This window comes from uncultured Mesonia sp. (assembly GCA_947499595.1).
GTDB classification, from domain to species: Bacteria; Bacteroidota; Bacteroidia; order Flavobacteriales; family Flavobacteriaceae; genus Mesonia; species Mesonia sediminis.
This window is the reverse complement of record CANMOY010000001.1, coordinates 411,955-430,256: the sequence shown is the minus strand read 5'-3', so window position 1 is coordinate 430,256 and position 18,302 is coordinate 411,955. Positions and strand designations below refer to the sequence as shown.

Annotated in this window: 15 protein-coding genes; 10 read left to right on the top strand and 5 right to left on the bottom strand. The window is 34.6% G+C overall.

Features of this window, described 5'->3' with window-relative positions:
• Positions 1–48: 48 nt before the first annotated feature.
• From ACH2AZ_RS01865 to ACH2AZ_RS01855, 3 genes are all read left to right on the top strand, one after another.
• Positions 49–2,112, top strand: coding sequence for a S9 family peptidase (locus ACH2AZ_RS01865; RefSeq protein ID WP_394906385.1), 2,064 nt, complete (start codon positions 49–51; stop codon positions 2,110–2,112).
• 95 nt (positions 2,113–2,207) lie between these two features.
• Complete coding sequence (locus tag ACH2AZ_RS01860) at positions 2,208–3,248, top strand: PLP-dependent cysteine synthase family protein (RefSeq protein ID WP_394906384.1); 1,041 nt, start codon at positions 2,208–2,210, stop codon at positions 3,246–3,248.
• Between the two features lie 127 nt (positions 3,249–3,375).
• On the top strand, positions 3,376–4,635 hold the full coding sequence (locus ACH2AZ_RS01855) for an aminotransferase class I/II-fold pyridoxal phosphate-dependent enzyme (RefSeq protein ID WP_394906383.1): 1,260 nt from the start codon (positions 3,376–3,378) through the stop codon (positions 4,633–4,635).
• A gap of 62 nt (positions 4,636–4,697) precedes the next feature.
• Here ACH2AZ_RS01855 and ACH2AZ_RS01850 read toward each other — a convergent pair whose 3' ends face one another.
• Complete coding sequence (locus ACH2AZ_RS01850) at positions 4,698–5,657, bottom strand: transporter (protein WP_394906382.1); 960 nt, start codon at positions 5,655–5,657, stop codon at positions 4,698–4,700.
• A gap of 97 nt (positions 5,658–5,754) precedes the next feature.
• Between ACH2AZ_RS01850 and ACH2AZ_RS01845 the strand changes: the two genes are divergently transcribed.
• Genes ACH2AZ_RS01845 through ACH2AZ_RS01830 form a run of 4 tightly spaced genes read left to right on the top strand, consistent with a single transcriptional unit; the run spans position 5,755 to position 11,233 of the window.
• On the top strand, positions 5,755–6,009 hold the full coding sequence (locus ACH2AZ_RS01845) for a DUF4834 domain-containing protein (protein ID WP_394906381.1): 255 nt from the start codon (positions 5,755–5,757) through the stop codon (positions 6,007–6,009).
• A gap of 25 nt (positions 6,010–6,034) precedes the next feature.
• Positions 6,035–8,470, top strand: a complete 2,436-nt coding sequence (locus ACH2AZ_RS01840; protein WP_394906380.1) for a hypothetical protein — start codon at positions 6,035–6,037, stop codon at positions 8,468–8,470.
• Positions 8,463–9,755 (top strand): glycosyltransferase family 4 protein, encoded by a 1,293-nt coding sequence (locus ACH2AZ_RS01835; RefSeq protein WP_394906379.1) that lies wholly within the window; start codon positions 8,463–8,465, stop codon positions 9,753–9,755. The genes ACH2AZ_RS01840 and ACH2AZ_RS01835 overlap by 8 nt, the downstream gene beginning before the upstream one ends.
• Complete coding sequence (locus ACH2AZ_RS01830; protein ID WP_394906444.1) at positions 9,755–11,233, top strand: polysaccharide biosynthesis C-terminal domain-containing protein; 1,479 nt, start codon at positions 9,755–9,757, stop codon at positions 11,231–11,233. Before ACH2AZ_RS01835 ends, ACH2AZ_RS01830 begins: the two co-directional genes overlap by 1 nt.
• A 13-nt stretch (positions 11,234–11,246) precedes the next feature.
• Here the strand turns inward: ACH2AZ_RS01830 and ACH2AZ_RS01825 are convergent, their stop codons facing one another.
• Positions 11,247–12,044 carry a hypothetical protein gene (locus ACH2AZ_RS01825; RefSeq protein ID WP_394906378.1) on the bottom strand — a complete coding sequence of 266 codons (798 nt, stop codon included), beginning with the start codon at positions 12,042–12,044 and terminating at the stop codon, positions 11,247–11,249.
• 169 nt (positions 12,045–12,213) lie between these two features.
• Positions 12,214–15,006 (bottom strand): excinuclease ABC subunit UvrA, encoded by a 2,793-nt coding sequence (gene uvrA, locus ACH2AZ_RS01820; RefSeq protein ID WP_394906377.1) that lies wholly within the window; start codon positions 15,004–15,006, stop codon positions 12,214–12,216.
• Between the two features lie 235 nt (positions 15,007–15,241).
• Between uvrA and ACH2AZ_RS01815 the strand changes: the two genes are divergently transcribed.
• Positions 15,242–15,829 carry an RNA polymerase sigma factor gene (locus ACH2AZ_RS01815; protein WP_379044247.1) on the top strand — a complete coding sequence of 196 codons (588 nt, stop codon included), beginning with the start codon at positions 15,242–15,244 and terminating at the stop codon, positions 15,827–15,829.
• Positions 15,830–15,883: 54 nt separating this feature from the next.
• Positions 15,884–16,039, top strand: coding sequence for a hypothetical protein (locus ACH2AZ_RS01810; protein ID WP_379044250.1), 156 nt, complete (start codon positions 15,884–15,886; stop codon positions 16,037–16,039).
• Between the two features lie 11 nt (positions 16,040–16,050).
• On the opposite strand, the gene nth is transcribed toward ACH2AZ_RS01810, so the two are convergent.
• The gene (gene nth / locus ACH2AZ_RS01805; RefSeq protein WP_394906376.1) at positions 16,051–16,713 is read right to left on the bottom strand and encodes an endonuclease III domain-containing protein; all 663 of its coding nucleotides are present in this window, start codon (positions 16,711–16,713) and stop codon (positions 16,051–16,053) included.
• A gap of 30 nt (positions 16,714–16,743) precedes the next feature.
• Here nth and bcp point away from each other — a divergent pair, with 30 nt between their 5' ends.
• On the top strand, positions 16,744–17,193 hold the full coding sequence (gene bcp / locus ACH2AZ_RS01800; protein ID WP_379044256.1) for a thioredoxin-dependent thiol peroxidase: 450 nt from the start codon (positions 16,744–16,746) through the stop codon (positions 17,191–17,193).
• Here the strand turns inward: bcp and aroB are convergent, their stop codons facing one another.
• A complete protein-coding gene (aroB, locus tag ACH2AZ_RS01795) occupies positions 17,194–18,261 on the bottom strand; it encodes a 3-dehydroquinate synthase (RefSeq protein ID WP_394906375.1) in 1,068 nt (355 codons plus the stop codon).
• Between the last annotated feature and the right edge of the window lie 41 nt (positions 18,262–18,302).

Here is an 18,302-nt window from a genome sequence, read left to right as displayed (position 1 = left end):
ATAAAATACGTGGGATAGTTTAATTTTGCGGCGTTTAAAAAATAGCATATGATCTCTACGAAAATAAATCCGCCACGAGCGAAACAGATAGCTAAAACTTTAAGTATTCATGGGAACGAACGTATTGATAATTATTTTTGGATGAATGAACGTGATCATCCAGATGTGTTAGCTTATCTTGAAGCCGAAAATGAGTACTATAAAACGCAAACTGAGCATACTTCATCGTTTCAAGAAAAGTTATTTCAGGAAATGAAATCGCGTATTAAAGAGGATGATGCTTCTGTGCCGTATAAAAAAAATGGATATTGGTATTATGTACGCTTTGAGAAGGGAGGTGATTACCCTATATATTGTCGTAAGCTAGGCGAGTTAGATGCAGATGAAGAAGTGCTGTTTAATTGCAATGAAATGGCAAAAGGGAATAGTTATTTTCATTTGACCGGCATAAATGTAAGTCCGAATAACAATTTGGTGGCTTATGGAGTAGACACTGTAAGCCGACGTAAATACACCCTATACGTGAAAGATTTAGTTACAGGAGAAGTTTATCCCAGTCAAATAGAATCTACCACCGGAGGATCAATTTGGGCCAACGACAACAAAACCCTTTACTATACCCGAAAAGATGAGAAAACATTACGATCAAATCAGATTTTCAAGCATGAATTAGGTACATCGCCAAATTACGATGCTTTGGTTTATCAAGAAGACGATGAAACTTTTAACACCTATATCTATAAAACAAAATCACAAGCCTATCTGGTTATTGGGAGTAGCAGCACTTTAAGCGATGAGTACCGTATTTTAAATGCCGACACCCCTAATGATTCATTTAAACTATTCGCACCAAGAAAACGGGGTGTAGAATATGGTTTGGCTCATTTTGGAGATCATTTTTATTTGTTAACCAATAAAGATGAGGCTTACAATTTTAAATTAATGCGAACACCCATTACACAAACAGGTTACGATTATTGGGAAGAAGTTATTGCTCATCGTGAAGAAGTTTTGCTTGAAGATGTAGATATTTTCAAAGATTACTTAGTGGTAACCGAGCGTTTTCAAGGATTAAACAAATTGAGAGTGATGCGATGGGACGAGCAGGAAGATTTTTATGTGCCCTTAAAAGGAGAAACATACACTGCAAATACTGGAGCAAATCCAGACTTTGACACCCCGGTACTTCGATATAGTTATTCGAGTTTGACCTCACCAGCGGCTGTTTTTGATTTTAACATGCAAGCAAAGACAACTACTTTAATGAAAGAGCAAGCTGTTTTGGATAAAAGTTTTAATAAAGATAATTATATAGAAGAACGTATTTGGGCCATTGCCGATGACGAGACTAAAATTCCGATATCTTTAGTTTATAAAAAAGGATTAAAAAGGGATGGCAGTGCACCATTACTTCAATATGCTTACGGAAGTTATGGACATACCACAGACCCTTATTTTTCTAGTAATCGTTTAAGCTTATTAAATCGTGGTTTTGTATATGCTATCGCCCATGTAAGAGGCGGGGAGTATATGGGGCGTAATTGGTATGAAAATGGTAAGTTACTTCATAAAATGAATACCTTTACCGATTTTATTTCGGTTTCAAAACACTTAATCGCCAATAAATACACTTCAGAAAAACACCTTTATGCTTACGGCGGATCGGCAGGAGGTATGTTAATGGGTGGGGTGGCCAATATGGCTCCAAAATTGTATCACGGTATTATTGCAGCGGTACCCTTTGTAGATGTGTTAACCACAATGCTCGATGATAGTATACCATTAACAACTGGCGAGTATGATGAGTGGGGAAACCCTAATAAAAAGGAGTATTATGATTATATGAAAAACTATTCACCCTATGATAATGTGAAAGAACAGGACTATCCGCATATGTTGATCACTACAGGTTACCATGATTCTCAGGTGCAATATTGGGAACCCGCTAAATGGGTTGCTAAGTTAAGAACCCATAAACGTAATGCGACCAAATTATTTTTAAACACCAATATGGATACAGGCCACGGCGGTGCTTCAGGGCGATTTGAAAGCTTAAAAGAGCTAGCCGAAGACTATGCATTTTTATTAGACTTGGAAGGAATTAACCAATAATTAAAAAAAAACATGTAAATTTGCCTTGTTTTGCGAATTCCTTAATTTTTTGGAATCAAAACACGAAAGGAAAGTTAATAAGAACTTCACATTTTATGAAAGAAGACTTAAAGGTTTATAATGACGCTTTACAGCTAGTAGGAAATACACCACTCATTAAATTAAACCGAATAACTAAAGATTTAACTGGAGATTTTTATGCCAAAGTAGAAGCATTTAATCCCGGTCACTCAACAAAAGACAGAATAGCCCTTTATATTATCGAAGAAGCTGAGCGCAAAGGGATATTAAAACCAGGAGATACCATTATTGAAACCACATCGGGTAATACAGGATTTAGTATTGCAATGGTTTCGGTGATCAAAGGGTACGAGTGCATTTTAGCGGTTAGTTCAAAATCATCTGCAGATAAAATAGATATGCTTAAAAGCTTAGGAGCTAAAGTATATGTTTGTCCAGCTCACGTAAGTGCCGATGACCCAAGATCGTATTATGAGGTAGCAAAAAGGTTACATCAAGAAATTAAAGGTTCTGTTTATATCAATCAATATTTTAATGAATTAAATATTGATGCGCATTACAACACCACTGGTCCTGAAATATGGAAACAAACTGAAGGAGAAATAACCCATTTGGTGGCGTGTAGTGGGACAGGAGGAACCATTTCTGGAACCGCAAGATTTTTAAAAGAGCAAAATCCCAATATTCAAATTATAGGTATAGATGCCTACGGATCGGTATTAAAAAAGTACCACGAAACGCGTGAGTTTGATGAAAATGAAATTTATCCGTACCGTATTGAAGGTTTAGGTAAAAATTTGATTCCGACAGCGACAGATTTTGATGTTATAGATCGTTTTGTAAAGGTTTCTGACGAAGAGAGCGCCCACACAGCCAGAATGATTTCTAAGACCGAGGGTCTTTTTGTAGGGTACACAAGTGGTGCCGCTTTTCAAGGAGTTAAGCAATTGGCCGATGAAGGAATTTTTGATGCTAATAGCAAAGTAGTTATTATCTTTCCCGATCATGGCTCTCGCTATATGAGCAAAATCTACAGTGATGATTGGATGCAAGAACAAGGTTTCTCAGATTCTGAAAACTTAGTTGATGCTGAAAAAATTCAATATATTAAGTAATTTAAAAGCATCCTTATCGGGTGCTTTTAAATTTATTCTATACAGTTAAATCCACGAATTGCTTTTTAAATAATCAAATTGATATTTATTTGATTATTTTTGCATTCTGTTTTATAAAAATTATTCTATGAAAGATTTATTTGATAAAATATATAAAGATAAGGGGCCATTAGGAAAATGGGCAGACCAAGCTGAAGGTTATTTTGTATTCCCTAAACTAGAAGGAGAAATAGGTAACCGAATGAAATTTCAAGGTAAAGAAGTAATTACTTGGAGTGTGAATGATTATTTAGGCCTGGCTAATCACCCTGAAGTTAGAAAAGTAGATGCCGAGGCAGCCAAACAATATGGTTCTGCTTATCCTATGGGAGCAAGAATGATGAGTGGTCATACCAATTTGCATGAACAACTTCAAAATGAGTTAGCCGAATTTGTTAATAAGGAAGCGGCTTATTTGTTAAATTTTGGTTATCAGGGTATGGTAAGTACCATTGATGCTTTGGTGGGGAAAGATGATGTAATTGTTTATGATGTAGATGCGCACGCCTGTATTATTGATGGGGTACGCTTACATATGGGTAAACGTTTTACCTACAAACACAATGATGTAGCAAGTATTGAGAAAAACTTACAAAGAGCCGAAAAAATTGCACAACAAACCGGAGGCGGAATTTTACTGATTTCTGAAGGTGTATTCGGTATGCGTGGAGAACAAGGAAAACTAAAAGAAATTGTTGCCTTAAAAGAAAAGTACAACTTTAGATTATTTGTAGATGATGCGCACGGTTTTGGTACCTTAGGTAAGACTGGTGCTGGTGCTGGTGAAGAGCAAGGAGTACAAGATCAAATTGACGTTTACTTTGCTACTTTTGCAAAATCTATGGCAAGCACAGGGGCATTTATAGCTGGTGATCAAGAGGTAATAGATTATTTGAAATATAACTTAAGATCGCAAATGTTTGCAAAATCTTTGCAAATGCAATTAGTAGTAGGGGCGCTTAAGCGTTTGGATATGCTGCGAAGCATGCCTGAATTGAAAGAGAAACTTTGGGAAAATGTAAATGCCTTGCAAAACGGACTTAAAGAAAGAGGTTTTGATATTGGTACAACGCAAAGTTGTGTAACTCCAGTTTATTTAAAGGGAAGTATACCCGAAGCAATGGCCTTGGTTAAGGATTTGCGCGAAAATCACGGTGTATTCTGCAGTATTGTAGTATACCCTGTAATTCCAAAAGGTTTAATACTACTTAGAATGATACCTACAGCTTCACATACTATGAAAGATATCGAAGAAACTTTAGAAGCCTTTTCATCTATTCGTGAGCGTTTAGAAAATGGTACTTATAAAAGATTATCTGCAGGAGTTGCTGCTGCAATGGGTAATTAATATAAACAGAATTTCATTAAGAAAAAAAATCCGCTTAAAGCGGATTTTTTTTTATTCAATATTTAATCTAGGTCGTTTTCTGGATCAACTAATTCACTGTTTTTTACCTTTTTATTTTTCTTTTGCTTAGGTTGTTTCTTTTCCATTATTATTTCATCTTCATGCTTACTATCCAAACGGTAAGAAAGACCTAAACCTACTTGCCAACGAGCAGGAGTGTCTTTAAAATTAGTTAATCCGTAAAGGTCTAGCTGCAAATCCTTAGAAAATAAATAGGCGCCACCCAAGCGTACTAAATCATCTGCGTAGAAATCGTTTTTTATAGCCTGGTACTCAGCAAATACAGAGAACTGAGCGTTAAGGGTATGCGTCATTGTGAAAATTCCTGAATAATAAGGATCATCGCTAGTAAATCTATCCGCAATAAAGTTCATAACAAATACCCATTTTCCCCAATTGTTTTGCGTAACTAAAGCGGCGGTAGGGGTAAGTTTGCCCACACCAGGCGCTAAATAAGGATTGTTTTTTCCTAAAAGTATATTGGCACCTGCATAAATTGAAACCGCAGGAATTAAATCACGCCATTGAAAGCTATTGTTAGCTTTCCAGCTGTAAATATTAGGTTTTTCAAAAGCTCGTTTTTTATAAGGGTCATAGACCAAATACTTTATCGCCAAGGTGTTCGATTGAAAGTTGCTATAACTGTTTTCTATATTCTGGCCACCTTGAATATATTCTTCGGTTGTGCTTAAGTATCTACCTTTTAAATTGAGTTCAAGTTGCTCCATTATGATCCCGAAACGGAATTCGTAATCTACACCCCATTGTGTTGCATCAATCTGCGTTAAATCGTGTTGGTTTTGTTCATATAGGCCACCCATTTCGAACTGTATGACCTTGTGACCTACAGAAAATGCTCCTTGAGAGGCTCCAGGTCGGTTTGAGTTTATGGTTTCTGTATACTGAGCAAATCCGTGAAAACATAACAGGCTCAAGCTAATCGTTAAAAATAGTTGCTTCATAGTATTTTGTTAAACACCCAAAGGTATATATTTTTGGTAATTTTTAATTAAATAAATAGGCTTTAATAGAACAATCCCTAATTTTGCACTAAAAAAAATGGCTTACGCATCATTTATGGGCTTATTGAAGACTGTATTAATTATTTTATTGGTTTATTTTGGACTTAAAATAATTTTTAAGTGGCTTAAACCGTTTTTACTGAAGTATATACTGAACAAAGTAAATCAGAAAATGCAGGATCAGTTTAAACAACAAGCAGATTTTAATCGACCACAACAAGCAAAAAAGGAAAATTTAGAAAAGTCTGAAAAGAAAGTAGGAGAGTATATCGATTACGAAGAAATTGATTAGCTTGTGAGCTCCAAAATACTAGTTTATGAATTTAGCATTGAAGCGGTTTTTACCCCATTTAAGTGCCTTGGCTCTGTTTATAATATTGGCCTTGGCCTATTTTAACCCAGTTTTACAAGGTAAGGTTATTCAGCAAAGTGATATTGTGCAATATATTGGGATGGCTAAGCAGCAGAAAGATCACATCAAATCTTTTGATGAAGAGCCTTACTGGACAGATTCTGCATTTGGCGGTATGCCAACCTACCAACTTGGAGCTAATTATCCTTATAATTATGTAAAGCAAGTAGACCGTCTCGTTCGATTTTTACCTCGACCTGCCGATTATCTATTTTTATACTTTATAGGGCTGTATATTTTATTATTAGCGTTAAAAATAGATTATAAATTGGCTATTTTAGGTGCTCTTGCTTTCGGTTTTAGTACTTATATGATTATTATTTTGGGTGTTGGGCATAACGCCAAGGCACATGCTATTGCTTATATGCCTTGGGTGCTTGCCGGGATTATACTAGTCTTTAGGGAAAAGTATTTTTGGGGTAGTTTACTTTTGTTTGCCGGTATGGCCCTGGAAATTAACGCCAATCACTTTCAAATGACATACTATTTGTTAGCCTTGACCTTAATTTTAGGAGTGGCCTACCTTATTGATTTTTATAAAAAAAATAAACTTAAATCTTTCTTTAGTCGGGTGGGAATAATGATTGTACCTGTTTTACTGGCAATAGGAGCTAATGCCACTAATTTGCTAGCCACTAAAGAGTATACAGATTTTAGTACGCGAGGCCCATCTGTGTTAACTTTAAATCCTGATGGTAGTGAAAAAGAAAATTCAGGCTTAGATTACGATTATATTACTGAATATAGTTACGGAATTCTTGAGAGTTTTAATTTGTTTATTCCGCGTTTTATGGGCGGTGCTAGTGCCGAAAAGCTCAGTAATGATTCGGCTACCTACAATAGTTTATTACAGATGGGAGCTTCACCTGCCCAAGCAAAAGAATTTGTAAAACGAGCACCAACCTATTGGGGAGATCAAACTTATATCGGCGCACCAGCCTATATTGGTGCTAGCGTACTTTTTCTATTCGTTTTCGCCCTATATTTAGTGAAAGGTAGATTAAAATGGTGGCTGTTAGGAGGTAGTATTTTAGCATTATTGCTTTCTTGGGGTGATAACTTGGCTTTGCTTACAAAGTTTTTTGTAAATAATGTACCCTTGTACAATAAATTTCGTGCCGTTTCGAGTATTCAAGTGATTCTTGAATTATGTGTCCCCGTATTGGGAATTATAGGACTTTCGGTTTTATTTAAACAAAAAGGCCGTCGAACAGAAATGCTTGAAGCTCTTAAAAAGTCAACTTTTATTACAGCTGGTATAGCCTTAGGGTTTTTACTGCTCAAAGGCTTGTTTTTTGACTTTTCTGGTGCTCAAGATAGAATTTTTTTAGAACAATTTGGACCAGATTTTGTTCGTTCTTTAAAGGAAGATCGCAAGCGTATTTTTAATGAAGACAGCTTAAGAAGCTTAATTTTAGTTCTGGCCGTTGCCGGAACAATATGGTTGTTTTTGAAGCAAAAATTGCAAAGAAATACAAGTATTTTGATACTCGGGATTATAATTGTATTTGATTTAGTAGTTGTAGATAGGCGATATGTAAATAATGATGCTTTTGTTTCAAAGCGATTTATGGAGCAACCATTCCAACCTAACTCCGCTAATCAACAAGTTTTGCAAGATGAAACACACTACCGTGTTTTAGATCTTGCTAATAGTCCATTCAACTCCTCGGTAGCTTCTTATTTTCATCATTCTATTGGCGGATACCATGCAGCCAAGCCTCAAAGAATGCAAGATTTATTTGAATATCACATTAGTAAAGGAAATCAGGAGGTATTGAATATGCTAAACACCAAATATATTTTAATGAATAACCAAGGAGAAGATTTAGCACAACTAAATCCGGATGCAAACGGTAATGCATGGTTCATTAAGGAGGTAGTTGTGGCTCAAGATGCGGATGCTGTGATAAGGATGCTCGACACGCTGAATACTAAAAATACAGCTGTGATTCACAAGGAATTTGCAGCACAATTGAAGAAAAATTCATTTAAGCCCTCCACACAAGATACAATTTATTTAAAAAGCTATAAAGCCAATGAGTTGATTTATGAATATAAAACCAATAAAGATCAATTGGCAGTATTTTCTGAAATTTACTATCCTTACGGATGGAACGCTTATTTAGATGGAAGGTTAGTACCACATTTTAGAGCAAATTATACGTTGAGAGCAGCAGAGCTTCCTGCAGGTGAACATGAACTTATTTTCAAATTTGAACCAGAAGTTATTCAAAAAGGTAGTACCTATACTTTAATTAGTGGCGTATTGTTTTTACTTCTACTCTTAGGTGGAATTTATTTTAAATGGATGAAGAAAAAAAGCGCTTCAATTGACTAAGGTTCTCATTGTATTATATTATTGGCCACCTGCTGGAGGTCCGGGTGTTCAACGTTGGTTGAAGTTTGTAAAATACCTGCCAGATTTTGGGTATGAACCTATTGTTTTTGCACCAGAAAATCCTTTTTATCCTTTGGAAGATGTTGAGTTACTAAAAGAGGTTTCTAATGATGTACAGGTGGTTAAATATCCTATTCGTGAGCCTTATGCCTATGCTAAAATATTTAATAAGGACAAAACGCAAACCATTAGTAGTGGTATTATTTCAGAAAAGGATAAACAGGGATTCATAGAAAAATTGTTACTATTCATCCGTGGAAATATTTTTATTCCAGATGCACGAGTAGGTTGGGTGAAGCCAGCAACCAAATTTCTCGAGTCTTATCTAAAGGAAAATAACATTACAAAAATTATTACTACAGGTCCGCCGCATAGTTTGCACCTAATTGGTTTAGCTTTAAAGCGTAAATTGAATATAACCTGGTTGGCCGATTTTAGAGATCCTTGGACGCATATAGGGTATCATAAGGACTTATTTTTATTACCCGCATCTCAAAAAAGACACCAAAGATTAGAAACAACTGTATTGCAGCAGGCCGATGCTATTATTACTACGAGTTATGGGACTGCGGAAGAATTTAAAAACAAAAGCAGTCGTCCTATTCGGGTCATTACTAATGGTTATGATGGGGATATAAAAAAACAGATGCCGCTTAAAAAAGATAAATTTATTTTGGCCCACGTAGGGTCCCTCTTAACCAATCGTAATCCTCAAAATCTTTGGCAGGCTTTAGCCGAATTGAGGCAAGAAAACGATAAATTTTTAGAATATTTTGAACTTCAATTAAGTGGTAAAGTAAGTGAAGAAGTAGTAAAATCTATAGTTGAATCAGGTTTAAGCGATTGTTTAATTAACGAGGGTTATGTGTCTGTAAAAAAAGCATTTAGATTTATGAGTGAAGCACACTTGTTAAGTTTGATTGAAATTAACTCTCCCCAACATGCTAGTATTATTCCAGGCAAATTATTTGCTTATTTAAAAGCCCAACGACCTATTTTGGCAATAGGACCTCAGAACTGGGATGTTAATAAAATATTTGAACAATTAGGGTATGAGCCAGCCTTTGAATACACAGAGAAGGCTAAAATTAAAGCTTATATTCGCAATCAATTTAATTGTTTTTTACAAGGCAAAACCGATTTTAACTCTACCAATAAAATAGAAGATTTTCATCGCAGAAATCTTACCCGAAATTTAGCTTGTTTTTTAAATGAACAAGAGTGATGGGAGTGGTTTTAAAACAATCTTTACAGAACACCCTTGTAACTTATTTTGGCTTTGGTATTGGGGCTTTTAATGTATTAATTTTATATCCGAAAATTCTAAGCCCTCAATACTACGGATTGGTTACTTTTTTGCTATCGGCCGGAACTTTGTTATGGCCCTTTCTAGGGTTTGGTTTAAACAATACTATAATTCGATTTTACTCTTCCTTTAAAAAGCGTGATGAGCAAAACCAATTGTTAAGTATGGTATTGTTTTATCCTTTAGGAGTAGCCCTAATATTAGGGATTACTACTGCTATTTTCAAGGATCAATTTATACTTTTAATTACCGAAGACTGGATAAAACCTTATTTCTGGTTAATTTTTTTAATTGCTTTTGCTATCGCTTATTTTGAGTTGTTTTTTGCTTGGAGCAAGCTCAAATTAAAAAGCGTTTTCGGTAATTTTATGAAGGAGGTTTTTCATCGTGTTTTAATCAGTGTTTTATTGTATATGGTATATATTAAATTACTCAATGTTACGCAGTTTTTATATGCCTTAACAATCGTCTATTTGCTGCGCACCCTAATAATTAAGTTATACGCTTTTTACCTGCTACCTCCAAAAATTGATTTGCGTTTACCCAAAAATCATAAGAAAATTTTCACCTATTCGGCTTTGATGCTTTTAGCTAGTTTTGTGGCTTCTGCCTTATTGGATTTGGATAAGGTAATGATAGAACATTTTATGCCTATTGAGCAAGTTTCTATTTATGGAATTGGTGTATATATGGCCTCAGTGATCGCCGTACCTTCTCGAGCGATGCATCAAATTACTTTACCGCTTACGGCAAAGTACTTAAACGAAAATCAAAATGAAAATTTAAAAAGCTTGTATACTAAAAGCAGTATAAATTTATTGGTTATAAGTGGTTTTATTTTTTTATTGATTTTGGTGAACGCAAGCGAAATATATCGGTTACTACCACCGGTTTATACCTTAGCTTTCGAGATTTTATGTATGCTTAGTAGTATTAAATTATTAGATAATCTTTTAGGCATTTCTAACAGCATCATTTTAAATTCTCGGTTTTATAAATTGCTTTTAATCACAGGGGTCTTTGTAATTTTATTAGCTATTGGACTTAATATTTATCTTATTCCGCGCTTTGGTTTAATTGGAGCAGCAGTCGCATCACTCATTGTTTTTTTGATGTACGATTTAGCAAAAATTTTTATGGTTTATAAATTTTACAAGCTTCATCCCTTTAGCAGGAAAACATTTTATGTTATTGTGTTTATCTTTAAACTATTGTTTATTTCAAGGTTTTTAACGTTACCCTTTAATCCTTTTATAAATCTTATTATTCAATCTATAAGTTTGGCTATAGTTTATTTTATAGGAATTTTATTTTTAAAGCCATCAGAAGAACTGAGCTTATTTCTTAAAGGGATTAAATATAAATTAAAACATTTTCAAAATAAAAAAAGCTCCTAAATGGAGCTTTTTTTTAGCGATTACTTCTAGTGCTAGCACCTAAAGGTCTTTTTTGATGGTAGCTTCTTTTCCGTACGGTATTGGGTTTATTATCTATTTCTTTGCGGAAATTTTTAGTTGGTGCCTTGCGACGATTCAATGGCTTTCTATTAGTTTGAGCATCACGTCTAAGGTCTTTCTGTTTTTCTGCTCTATAATTGTTCCGGTTGGTAATTCTCCCTTTATTTCCCTTTATTCTCGGTTTTCTGTATTTAGGATGCTTAGCTCTAGGATCACTAATTGGTAATCTATAATCAGGATGATGAGCATACTTTGGTCTTCTAAAGTTTCGATGCCAAGGTCTATAAGTATAGCTTTTGTTATACCTATTTATAAATCCGTTAAGGTAATAACGATTAAAATGCCTATTATAACGAATGTGCATATTGCCAATTCGTTTTAAATAACCGAAACGATTATATTTTAAATTTATCTGCCCAATTTGGGTTACTCGACCATAGAAATCGTAGAAAATAGGAGTGTTTCTAATTTGAATTATACTTCCGTAACGGTTAACCCGAATATGTGGAATGTAGTTATAGCCTCCGTTGTAAGTTATATTAATGTGCTGGTTAAAATAGCTGTATCTTCTTTTATTTGGTAAGTAATTAAAATCAAATTGCCCATCTTGAAACACCGCAAATTCGATGTTGTTTTCGATAAAAATAATTGGACCTTGATTGTGATAGAAATTAGGATGAACTTTGTTTGTAGCAAAAGCCAAGCCTATGGGTAATAAAAATGCTATTGTAAATTTAATAAGTGTTTTCATGGCTTGTAGTTTTATGATTCATTAGCAGAAAACCAATTAACGTGCCAAAATTTTAACAATAGGGTGCATAAGATAAAAAAACAAGTGCAGATTTCACTTGAAATTACACTTGTTTTCTATAACCAACTAAATAAAATATTATGAAAATATAATTTATAAAACACAATTTCTATGCCATTACTAGTTTGTCTTTTAAATACTTAGTGGTAAATCCTTCTTTGTTTCTAATTATTTCTTCGGGTGTACCTGCTGCCAATAAGTAGCCTCCATGTTTTCCCCCTTCTGGGCCTAGATCAATAATGTAATCTGCACATTTTATGAGATCTATATTATGCTCTATAACCACTATGCTGTGTCCCTTTTCAATCAATGCTTGAAAAGACTTGAGTAATTTTTTAATATCGTGAAAATGTAATCCTGTGGTGGGCTCATCAAATATAAATAGCACTTTATCTTTACTCGTAGCTTTTCCCAAAAATGAGGCTAGTTTTATTCGTTGTGCTTCTCCACCCGATAAAGTGGATGAACTTTGTCCTAGACGGACATACCCCAATCCTACATCTTGTAAAGGTTTTAATTTTTTAGCGATTTTGCTTTGTTTTTTTGCAGTGAAAAAATCAATCGCATCATCAATGGTCATATTGAGTATATCGTCAATATTTTGTTGCTCGAATTTAATTTCTAAAATTTCTCTTTTAAACCGTTTTCCTTTACAAGTTTCACATTCTAATTGAACATCTGCCATGAATTGCATTTCAATGGTAACTTCGCCTTCTCCCTTACAGGTTTCGCATCGACCTCCGTCAACATTAAAACTGAAATGTTTGGTTTTAAGATTTCTTGCTTTAGCTAAAGGAAGATCTGCAAATAGACTTCTAATGGCGTCATAGGCTTTTACATAGGTTACAGGATTTGAACGAGAAGAACGACCAATAGGGTTTTGGTCAATAAATTCTACATTTTTAATGTTTTCAAATTTTCCCGAAACCTCGGTTAATTGTCCAATTTTCGCTCCATATCCTCCGGTTTCTTTTAAAATAGCTGGGTATAGTAAATTTTTAACCAAGGTACTTTTTCCGCTGCCCGATACTCCGGTAACGCAGGTGAAAACCCCTAATGGAAAGCGCACATCTATATTTTTTAGGTTATTATGCCTACATCCTTTTAAATCGATATAATTTTTATAGCTACGCCGGTTTCCTGGAATTTCAATTTGTAGTCTTTGACTTAAATATTTACCTGTTAGCGAATCACTTTTGAGAATGCTTTTAAAATTACCGGTTGCCACCACTTGTCCGCCATGGGTTCCAGCCTCTGGACCAATATCGATAATTTCGTCGGCAGCCTTCATAATATCTTCATCGTGTTCGACAACAATTACGGTGTTACCCAGATCGCGTAGCTTTTGTAACACACCAATTAAACGCTCGGTGTCTTTGGCGTGTAAACCAATAGAGGGTTCATCTAATATATACATAGATCCTACTAGGCTGCTTCCTAATGAGGTGGCTAAATTGATTCGCTGCGATTCACCCCCAGAAAGACTATTTGATTTTCGATTTAAGGTTAAATAACTCAACCCGACATCACATAAAAAATTTAATCGGTTTTGAATCTCTTTTAGAAGGCGCTTGGCAATTTTCTTATCGTTAATACTAAGGTTTAAATTTTCAAAAAATTCGCGTAATTCGTTTAAAGGAAGTTCAACCAGTTCCGAAATAGGAGTGTGGCTAACCTTTACATAATTAGCCTCTGGTCTTAAACGCAATCCATTGCAGGTTTTGCATTTTGTTTTTCCGCGATAGCGAGACAATAAAACCCTGTTTTGAATTTTATAAGCTTTCGCTTCTAAATGGGCAAAAAAATCATTTAGGCCCTCAAAGTATTTATTACCCTCCCAAATCAACTTTTTATGCTTATCTGACAGTTCAAAATATGGTTTGTGAATAGGGAAATCAAACTTGCTTGCGTTATTTACCAGTTGGTCTCTATACCAGCTTAAACTATCTCCACGCCACGGGAAAATTGCATTGTCATAAATAGATAAGGAGGTGTTGGGTATAACTAAATCTTCATCTATACCTATTACATCACCGTAACCTTCACAAGTAGGGCAGGCACCGAATGGATTATTGAAACTAAATAGGTGTATATTCGGCTCTAGAAAGGTTTTCCCATCTAACTCAAATCGATTGCTAAATTGTCTACGCTTGTTCGATTTGACATGCTCTACAAATAGTTCTCCTTTTCCTTCATAAAATGCTGTTTGAATCGCATCTGCTAGTCGATTGTAAAAATCTTCATTATCCTTTTTTACCACACGGTCTACAACCAATTCAACTTTGGTCTTTGAATTTAGATTCTCAACTTCATCTATTCGCAATACGTCTTGATCTATTTTCACTCGGCTAAAACCTTGTTGCAGAAGAATTTTTAATTTCTCTTGAATGCTTCTACCTTCTTCGACAAAAACCGGACTTAAAAGCAGCAATTTTTCGCGTTCTTGTAAACTTTTTATGTATTCAACTACATCAGCCACCGAATCTTTTTTAACTTCATTTCCAGAGATAGGAGAGTAGGTTTTGCCTATTCTAGCATAAAGCAGTTTGAGGTAATCGTAAATTTCTGTAGATGTACCTACGGTAGAACGAGGGTTGGTAGCATTTACCTTTTGTTCTATTGCAATGGCGGGTGCTATCCCCTTTATGTCATCTACTTTGGGTTTATCTAAGCGGCCTAAAAATTGCCTCGCGTAAGAAGATAAGCTCTCTACATATCTTCTTTGACCTTCGGCATAAAGGGTGTCAAAAGCCAAACTTGATTTACCAGAGCCAGAAAGACCGGTGATAACCACCAGTTTGTTTCTAGGAATTACAACATCTATATTTTTTAGATTATGTAGTTTGGCTCCTTTAATGATGATATTTTTCTTTAGGTCTATTTCTTGGTTTGATTTTCTCATGCAGTATTTGAATAAAGGGTCAAAGTTAATTAAACCTAAACGAGAAAAAAAGCAAGCACTCCATTCAAAAAGTGTTAAAAAGATTAACTTTTATGGGTGGGATTAAAATTCTTTTATATATTTACACAAGTAAAAACCAATAATATCTGCCTATAGCATACTGTTACTTACAACTAAAATAACTTAATAATCAAAATAAGCTTTCTTCTGATGGCTTATAACTAAAGTAACACGTATGAAAAGGAATAATACTACCAGTGATGCTGTTTTGGTAAAGGAGTATATTAATGGCGATGAGACGGCTTTGTCTCATTTAATTGAAAGGCATCAAGTTAGAATTTACAATTTTATTTTCTCTAAAGTTTTTGATCGTGATTTAACCGAGGATATTTTTCAAGATACCTTTATTAAGGTAATTCGCACCCTAAAACGAGGTAAATACAATGAAGAAGGGAAGTTCTTACCCTGGGTTATGCGTATTGCTCACAACTTAGTTATAGATCATTTTAGGAAAAACAAACGAATGCCTAAGTTTGAAGGAACGGGAGATTTTGATATTTTTGACGTTTTAAAAGATTCAAGTTTAGATGTTGAGAATGCACTAATCAAAGATCAAATAGAAAGAGATGTTACTGATTTGATAGCTGAATTACCTGAGGATCAAAAAGAGGTTTTACTTATGCGAATTTACAAGGATATGAGTTTTAAAGAAATTGCTTTAAAAACTGATGTTAGCATAAATACAGCACTAGGAAGAATGCGTTATGCTTTAATTAATCTGAGGAAGGTTATAGAAGCCCATAATATTATTTTGACCAACTAATACAATAAAGAGATAATATTGCCGTTTTTATCTAGAACAAAACCAATAAGATAAATGGCGCAGCTTTACCTCAATAATCCAAAAAAAAATAACGAAAATACTGGCTCACGTAAGCCAAAAAAAGAAACAATAGCTTTTTTATTGAATTATTCTAAGGCCTTACGGGTTTTAGATAAAGAAGATAAAAAGTATGAGTTTATATTAAATTAAGAGCAGTAAATTTATTTTTTACTGCTCTTTTTATAATAATCCTGGATAACACTTTTTCTTCCTATCGTTTTAGTAATAATATCTTTTTCAAGTTTCCACCCGCGTGCGGGAGAATATTCCCGACCATACCAAATAATTTGCAAATGTAGATCATTCCATAAAGATTTAGGAAATAAGCGTTTTGCATCACGTTCGGTTTGTACAACATTTTTTCCCGTGCTCAGATTCCACCTGTACATGAGCCGGTGAATGTGTGTATCTACAGGAAATGCAGGAATTCCAAATGCCTGAGCCACTACTACACTAGCCGTTTTATGGCCCACTGCAGGCAATTTTTCTAAAGCTTCAATGCTTTTTGGTACCTTTCCGTGATATTCATCAATTAAAATTTTTGATAATCCAAATATGCCTTTTGCCTTCATAGGAGAAAGTCCTACAGGTTTAATAATTTCTCTAATTTGTTCTACCGATAAGCGTACCATATCATAAGGGTTATCTGCATAGGCAAATAGTTGGGGGGTTATTTCATTAACTTTCTTATCGGTGCTTTGCGCAGAAAGAAGTACCGCTATCAATAAGGTGTAAGGATCTTTATGATCTAAAGGAACCGGAATGTTTGGATAGAGTTGCTTTAACGTATTTATAACAAATTCAACCTTCTCTTGCTTATTCATTTTATCTATTTTTAAGCAAAAATAACAAATATGAATACATTAAAAGTAGGAGATAAGGCTCCAGATTTTAAAGTTAAAGATCAAAGTGGTAATCTCCACGAATTAAAAGATTATAGCGGTAAAAAACTAGTGGTATTCTTTTATCCAAAAGCAAGTACACCAGGTTGTACCAATGAGGTTTGTAATTTACGTGATAACTTTGAAGATTTTACAAATAAAAATTACGCTTTATTGGGCGTGAGTGCCGATTCGGCCAAACGTCAAGAGAATTTCAAACAGAAACATGAGTTGCCATTTCCTCTTATTGCAGATGAAGACAAAAGTTTAATTAATGCTTTTGGTGTATGGGGACCAAAAAAATTTATGGGGAAAGAATATGACGGTATTCACCGAAAAACTTTTATAATCGATGAGAACGGAGTTATAGAGAACATCATAGAGAAGGTGAAAACCAAAGATCACGCAGCACAGATTCTGTAATTAAACTTGCAGATAAAAGGTGAAAGCTTCTTTTAATAAGTTTTTAGGAATTTTACAATCTATTTGAGGTTGTGCAATTTGGCTTAATAAAACAAAAAGTACCTTTCCGTGGCTGTTTTTTTTATCGTGTTTTAAAAGGTCTAGGATTTCTGGCACGTCTTCCTCTTTAATTGAAAGAGTGCCATAGTATTTCTTAATCACTTTACTCAACTCTTCTAAATCTTCTTTTGGGAATTGTGTAAGCTTATGCGATAAAAAAGCAGCCATTATCATACCTGCGGCAACGGCTTCACCATGTAAAACATTTTCATTAGGTTGATTTAAATAATGAGCTTCAATCGCGTGCCCGAGAGTATGCCCAAAATTTAATGTTTTTCGAATTCCATCTTCAAATAAATCTTCAGTTATAATTTTATTTTTTATTTCAATGCTTCTGTAAATTAGCTCATTTAAATGTGTTAGATTTAATTGAGACAAATCGGTCATTTTTTTCCAATAATTTTTATCAGCAATGAGTCCGTGTTTTAGCATTTCGGCAAGACCGCTACGCATCTGGTTGGCGGGCAGGGTGGCTAGAAATTTAGGATCGATCAACACCATTTTAGCATCATTTATCACCCCGATTTGATTTTTTAAATTTCCCAAATCAATTCCGGTTTTACCGCCTATAGAAGCATCAACCATTGCTAATAAGCTAGTTGGTATATTAATATATGCTATACCGCGCTGATAAGTAGAAGCAACAAATCCGCCAAGGTCGGTTACTACACCGCCACCTAAATTTATTAATATAGACTTTCGATCTGCCCCTAAATCGGCTAAAGCTTCCCAAACTCCTTTACAGGTTTGCAAATTTTTATTTTGTTCACCACTGTCAATTTCAATCACTTCAATGGTGATATTGGTTTGTAGTAGAGGCAAAAATTGGGGTAAACAATTTATCTGGGTTTGTGTATCCACCAATATAAAAACCTTAGAAAAGCAATTTGTCGCTAGACAATCGTTTAGTTTTTGATAGGCTTCTTCAACAAAATAAACTGTGTTATTTACCGAGGGAATGGCTTTCATTATAAATGCATGTTAATTATGGTTCGAAATTAATGAGAAAA